6 protein-coding genes are annotated in these 6,155 nt (G+C 58.3%); all 6 read right to left on the bottom strand.

Annotated elements, in window-relative coordinates; genetic code table 11:
- Positions 1-1,043 (bottom strand): sulfate/molybdate ABC transporter ATP-binding protein (locus NP590_RS20100; RefSeq protein WP_256604531.1); only part of this gene is annotated, 1,043 nt, incomplete at its 3' end.
- A 29-nt stretch (positions 1,044-1,072) separates the two neighbouring features.
- Positions 1,073-1,957, bottom strand: coding sequence for a sulfate ABC transporter permease subunit CysW (gene cysW, locus NP590_RS20095; RefSeq protein ID WP_256604530.1), 885 nt, complete (start codon positions 1,955-1,957; stop codon positions 1,073-1,075).
- A gap of 12 nt (positions 1,958-1,969) precedes the next feature.
- Positions 1,970-2,797, bottom strand: a complete 828-nt coding sequence (gene cysT, locus NP590_RS20090) for a sulfate ABC transporter permease subunit CysT (RefSeq protein WP_256604528.1) — start codon at positions 2,795-2,797, stop codon at positions 1,970-1,972.
- A gap of 121 nt (positions 2,798-2,918) precedes the next feature.
- Positions 2,919-3,923, bottom strand: coding sequence for a sulfate ABC transporter substrate-binding protein (locus NP590_RS20085; RefSeq protein ID WP_256604526.1), 1,005 nt, complete (start codon positions 3,921-3,923; stop codon positions 2,919-2,921).
- Positions 3,924-4,101: 178 nt separating this feature from the next.
- Positions 4,102-5,631, bottom strand: a complete 1,530-nt coding sequence (locus tag NP590_RS20080; RefSeq protein WP_256604525.1) for an alginate export family protein — start codon at positions 5,629-5,631, stop codon at positions 4,102-4,104.
- A gap of 109 nt (positions 5,632-5,740) precedes the next feature.
- Positions 5,741-5,926 carry a YezD family protein gene (locus tag NP590_RS20075; RefSeq protein ID WP_256604524.1) on the bottom strand — a complete coding sequence of 62 codons (186 nt, stop codon included), beginning with the start codon at positions 5,924-5,926 and terminating at the stop codon, positions 5,741-5,743.
- Between the last annotated feature and the right edge of the window lie 229 nt (positions 5,927-6,155).

Below are 6,155 nucleotides of genomic sequence, written 5' to 3'. Positions count from 1 at the left end.
CAATTAAACCAATGCGCATGCTTGAAGCGCAGTGCCACGCGGTCGCCCTTGTTTAAGGCCAGGGCCTTGAACTGCTCGTTGGGCATTTCGGCGTAGATGGTGCCGCCGGCACCGTGGTGGCCGTCGCGGTTCAGTTCCAGGCGGATGGTGCCGCCCAGGTGTTGCCAGTCTTTCAGGTACACCGGCGCATGGGCCGGGTCGGCGGGTTTTTCCACGCTGATGTTGTGCGGCCGCACGTGGGCGACGATGCCTTGCGGTTCATCGATGATGATGCCGGTGCTTTTCAACCAGTCGTGGCCGTGTTCTTCTATCCTGAACACATTGGTCTGGCCGATGAAGCGGGAGACGAAGTCGCTTTGCGGCTGATCGTAGATCTCGCTGGGACTGCCCTTTTGTTCGATTTTGCCGTGATTGAGCACCACGATCTGGCTGGCCACTTCCATGGCTTCTTCCTGATCGTGGGTGACGAAGATGCTGGTGACATTCAGTTCATGATGCAGATGCCGCAACCACAATCTCAGGTCTTTACGCACGCTGGCATCCAGGGCGCCGAAGGGTTCGTCCAGCAGCAGCACGGAGGGCTCCACCGCCAAGGCGCGGGCCAGGGCGATACGCTGGCGCTGGCCGCCGGACAATTGATCCGGAAAGCGGTCGTGCAGCCAATCCAGTTGTACCAGTTGCAATAGCGAATGCACTTTTTCTCGTATCCGAGTTTCGCTGGGACGCTGCTTACGCGGCTTGACCCTGAGGCCGAAGGCGATGTTGTCGAACACGGTCATGTGCCGAAACAGCGCATAGTGTTGAAACACGAAGCCGATCTGGCGATTTTTCACCGGTTGATCGGTGACGTTGTCGCCCTTTAAATACACCTCGCCCCGGTCGGCCTGCTCCAGGCCGGCGATGATGCGCAGCAAGGTGGTCTTGCCGCAGCCGGACGGCCCCAGCAGCGCCACCAGTTCGCCTTCCGGAATATCCAGGTTGATGTTGTCCAGCGCGTTGAAGGCACCGAATTTTTTGCTGATGTTGTGTAAGTTAATGCCCATGTTCTGTCTCGCTAAAGTCGTTGTCCGGGTTAGGCGGCGGCCGCTCGCCGGGACGCCTTGATATCTTGCTTTTGCTTCCACTCCAGGAAGGCTTTCACCACCAGTGTCACCAGCGCCAGCCCGGCCAGCAGCGAGGCGCTGGCGAAGGCGCCGACGAAGTCGTATTCGTTGTAGCTGACTTCCACATGCAGCGGCAGGGTATTGGTCAGGCCGCGAATATGGCCGGACACTACCGATACCGCGCCGAATTCGCCCATGGCGCGGGCATTGCACAGCAACACGCCGTACAACAAGCCCCATTTGATGTTGGGCAGGGTGATCTTGAAAAAGGTCTGCCAGCCGCTGGCGCCCAGCGACAAGGCGGCCTCTTCCTCTTCGTGGCCGATTTCCTGCATCAGGGGAATCAGCTCCCGGGCCACGAAGGGAAAGGTGACGAACAAGGTGGCCAGCACGATGCCGGGGACGGCGAAAATGATCTTGATGCCGTGCTCGGACAACCAGGGCCCCAGCCAGCCCTGGGCGCCGAAGATCAGCACGTAAATCAGGCCGGCGATGACCGGCGAGACCGAAAACGGCAGGTCTATCAAGGTGGTCAGCAGGCTTTTGCCGTGAAATTCGAAGCGGGCAATGGCCCAGGCCGCCGATACGCCGAATACGGTGGTCAGCGGCACGGTGATGGCCGCCACCAGCAGGGTCAGGCGCATGGCCGCCAGGGCGTCGGGCTGCGCCAGGCTGTCGGCGTAGGTGGCCCAGCCCTTGGCGAAGGCTGCCAGCAATACCGTGGCCAAGGGCAACAACAAAAATAAGGCCATGCTGGCCAGACTGATGCCGACCAGGGTATGGCGCAGCCAGGCGGCGTCGCGCAGTGACAGCGACTGGGCGCTGGGGTGTAGAACGGGACTTGCGGCACTCATATGGCTGATCTCCTATAGTTGACCATTACGGCGGCGTATCCACCACTGCAGGCCGTTAATCACCAGCAGCAGGATAAAGGACAGGATCAACATGATCAGGCCGATGGCGGTGGCGCCGGCGTAGTCGTATTGTTCCAGTTTGGTGATGATCAACAGCGGCACGATTTCCGAGACATAGGGCATGTTGCCGGCAATGAAGATGACCGAGCCGTATTCGCCGATGCCGCGGGCAAAGGCCAACGCAAAGCCGGTGATGGCGGCCGGCAGGAGGTTGGGCAGTATCACCTTGACGAAGGCTTGCCAGCGGTTGGCGCCCAGACTGGCGGCGGCTTCTTCCATGGCGCTGTCGAATTCCTGCAGTACCGGCTCTATGGTGCGCACCACGAAGGGCAAGCCGATGAAAATCAAGGCCACCACGATGCCCAGCGGTTTGTAGGCGATCTGCACGCCGATGGCGTCCATGACGATTTTGCCTATCCAGCCCTTGGGTTCGTATAGCGTGGCCAGCACGATGCCGGCCACGGCGGTCGGCAGGGCGAACGGCAGGTCGATCAGGGCGTCGAACAGCTTTTTGCCGGGAAAGGGATAGCGCACCAGACACCAGGCGATGATGGAGCCCAACACGGCGGCTATGCCGGCCGCCATCAAGGTGGCGCCGAAGCTGACGCTGAACGAGGCGATGACCCGTTTATGGGTCAGAATGGCCCAGAACTGCTCCAGGCTGAGCTGCAGGGTTTTCAGCAGCATGGCGCTGAGCGGGATCAGGACGATCAGCGCCAGATAAAACAGGGTGAAACCGAGTGCCGGGCGAAATCCCGGCATGATGTGGCTTTGCGGCATGGCTATGATGTTGGCTTGGTTTAAAAAAACAGCGGTGTGATATCTCTCGTCCGTTTTTTGCTCGTCCTTTTGCTGGCTTGCACGCGCGGGATGGCGGCGGCCATCCCGCGCCGACAGCGGATTACGGCGCGTAGATTTGATCGAAGTTGCCGCCATCGTCGAAATGCACTTTTTGCACGTTGGCCCAGCCGCCGAATTGTTGGTCGACCGTGAACAGTTCCAGACTGGGGAAGCGTTTCAGGTCTTCGGCATCGGCCAATTCAGGATGCGTTGGCCGGTAAAAGTGCTTGGCCGCCAGTGTTTGTCCGGCCGGGCTGTACAGGTATTGCAAATAGGCTGTCGCCAAGTCCAGATTGCCGTTTTTCTTGGCGACTTTTTCCACCACGGCCACCGGGGTTTCGGCCTTGATGCTGACCGGCGGCACCACGATCTCGAACTCGCCGGCGCCGTATTCTTTTAAGGCCAGAAAGGCTTCGTTTTCCCAGGTGATCAACACATCGCCGATACCGCGCTGGATGAAGGTGGTGGTGGAGCCGCGGGCGCCGGAATCCAGCACCGGGACGTTTTTGAACAGTTTTTTGACGAATTCCTTGGCGGCGTCCGTGCTGCCGTAAGCTTTTTCGGCGAAGGCCCAGGCCGCCAGATAGTTGTAGCGGGCGCCGCCGGAGGTTTTGGGATTGGGCGTGATCACCGAGACGCCGTCCTTGGCCAGATCGTCCCAGTTTTTGATGGCTTTGGGGTTGCCCTTGCGCACCAGAAAGACGATGGTGGAGGTATAGGGCAGACTGTGGTCGGGCAGACGGCTTTGCCAGTCCTTGGGCAGCAAGCCGGCCCGTTCGGCGATTTGGTCGATGTCGCCGGACAGGGCCAGGGTGACGACGTCGGCTTCCAGGCCGTCGATGACCGCGCGGGTTTGCTTGCCGCCACCGCCGTGCGATTGCTGGACGTTGATCTCTTCGGCGGTTTTGTCTTTCCAGTATTGGATGAAGGCTTTATTGAAGTCTTGGTAAAACTCGCGGGTCGGATCGTAGGATACGTTCAGCAGGGTTCTGTCCGCCATGGCGCTGCCGCTCAGCAGCAAAGACAAGCCGACCAGCAGGGGTTTCAGGGTTTTGCTCAATGGCATGGTGTCTCCTTAAATGGGCTAAAAGTGCTTGCGCGGTGCGTTTGAGTGCGCACAGCTTAGGTCATCTCAAATTGCAATTAAAACGATAGTTTTAGAATTAGATATCTGTTATCGGAATATATAAAGGCGTGGCTTTCCCGTCGCCGCCAGCCGTTTTCAGCCGCTAAGCCGGCCGGGCTTAGTGGTATTTGGGTTTGCCGTCGCCAAAGGCATTCAAGGACACCTCGAAGTAGAAAAAATTGCCGGGCTCATTGGTAAACGGCCCCGCCGTGGCACTGACGGTTTGATTGAACGATTTTGTAAAATCGCCGGGGGTAAAACGGGCGTAACTCAGGCTCCAGTCCACATAGGCGTTGAGTTGGTGGCGCAGGCGGATGTCGAATTCGTGGCCGAGGAAGTTGCCGCTTTGCCCGCTGCGGTCGCGCAGGTTGGCGCGGTTCCAGGCATCCGTTTCGCTTTGCAGCCAGTAGGCGTTGTAGCCCATGTCGATGCGCACATCCTTGTACGGGGTGAACTCCAGGCGGGTTTTGGGGGCATGGATGTTGTCCCAGGAGAAGTAGTCGTTGCGCGACCAGGGCTGGTTGAAGCCGTAAAAGGCGTCGAAGCGATTATTGACGTTGTCGTTGGGATTTTTGTCGCCCGTGCCGTAGCCGTAATACAAACTGGCCCTGGGCTTCCAGTCGTGCTCGAAGCTGTAGCCCAGTTCCAGCGAGTAAGCCAATGCGTCGTGCTGGCGCAGCACCTGACCACCCGGCGCGTTGCCGTTCAAAGTGCCGGAACGGCCGAATTGTTTGTTGAGGTCGGCGTCGAAATCGAAACCGCTGTCCCATAGCAAGCCGTACACCCGCAAGCCGGGGGCGTAGATATCCATGTCGGCCTTGCGGCTGGCGGCCACCCGGTTCAGCGGGTCGCCGTTGACTTTGCGCCCCAACACGTAGGGCTGCAGGGTGACATGGTCGGACCATTGCTTCAAACTGAGCACGGCGCCGTAAATCCAGGTGTCTTCATCCGGCTGGTCGAATTTGTTCATGCTCCGTTCCACCGGCTGAAAGGCGAAGGTATCCAGATCCCAGTTGTTCTGTTTCTTGCCGAAGCGCAGCCGCACCCCTTCGAAGTTGTTGGTGGTGTTGCGGAACTGGTTGTTGCCGATCAGGCGCCGATCCAGCAATTCCAGGGACTGGCGGCCGGCGCGGATGCTGATGGGGCGGTTATGGCCCAGGGCGTTGGCGAAATACAGTTCGCCGTAGCCTTGAATCAATTCGAATTCGTTGACGTCGGCGTCGGTTTTTGGGTAGATGCCGTTATAGCTGCGGGCATCCTCGAATTCCACCGCGAAACGCAAGGGGTCCAGGATATCCTTGACGCCGACGTAGGCGCGGGTACGCAGCAACCACAAATTGTCCGGGTCGTTGCGGTAGGTGTTCAGGGCCGCGCCGGTGGTGGGGTTGGTCAGACGGCGCAAGTCGTTCTCCCGATATTCGTAGCGGGTGCGAAAGTCCAAACCCACGTCCAGCCATTCCACGTCGCGGAATTGTTCGAACTGGGTTTTGCTTAAGTTGCGCACATAGGCGGGCGGATCGGTTTCGGGTTCAACCCGGTAGCCCTTGGTTTTTTGGTAGTAGTCTTCGGCGCCGGCCAGTCCTGGCGCCAACAGCAAGGCGACCGCCAGTCGCCTGCCGGCTTGAGCTTTCAGATAGTGCGGTTTCATCGTTTGACCTTCCGAGTGGAGTAAGGTAATCAATTGGGAAATTACGCTAACTTCCGGCGGTCCGGTCAGTTCGCTGTGCTTGTTAGCGCCGAGGGTTTCGGCGGCTGGTTTAATGGGTGGCCGAGTCGGTTTTGATTCTGAACTTCTCGTGCTTATCGATTTGCACGATACGCCCGTCGTGCACCACGATTTCCAGAGAACCAAAGCGTATGCCTTGCAGGATGGACATAATGTGCTGAGCCACGTCTTGACCCAGGCTTGATTTAGAATAATCGGTTTCAATTGGCCTGCTCATCCGCATCTCCTTGAAGTGTGGCAATCGTTGGTTTAACTCGACGGATAGATGGTAGCGAAATTGAATCCGGCAATAAAACGGTAAATATCGATAATTCAATCGAAATTGGCTATATGCCCATGCGCGATAACGTTATCGAGATTAGTGACGGGCTTTTGCCTTATCCCCCGCATCATCAGGCAAATAACCGGGAACTCAAATAGCGCTCCCCGGAGTCCGGTAGTATCAA

The sequence above is a fragment of the Methylomonas subterranea genome (assembly GCF_024505185.1).
In the GTDB taxonomy this organism is placed as follows: domain Bacteria; phylum Pseudomonadota; class Gammaproteobacteria; order Methylococcales; family Methylomonadaceae; genus Methylomonas; species Methylomonas subterranea.
The sequence above is the reverse complement of the archived record's forward strand: the minus strand, read 5'-3'. Positions and strand labels throughout refer to the sequence as shown.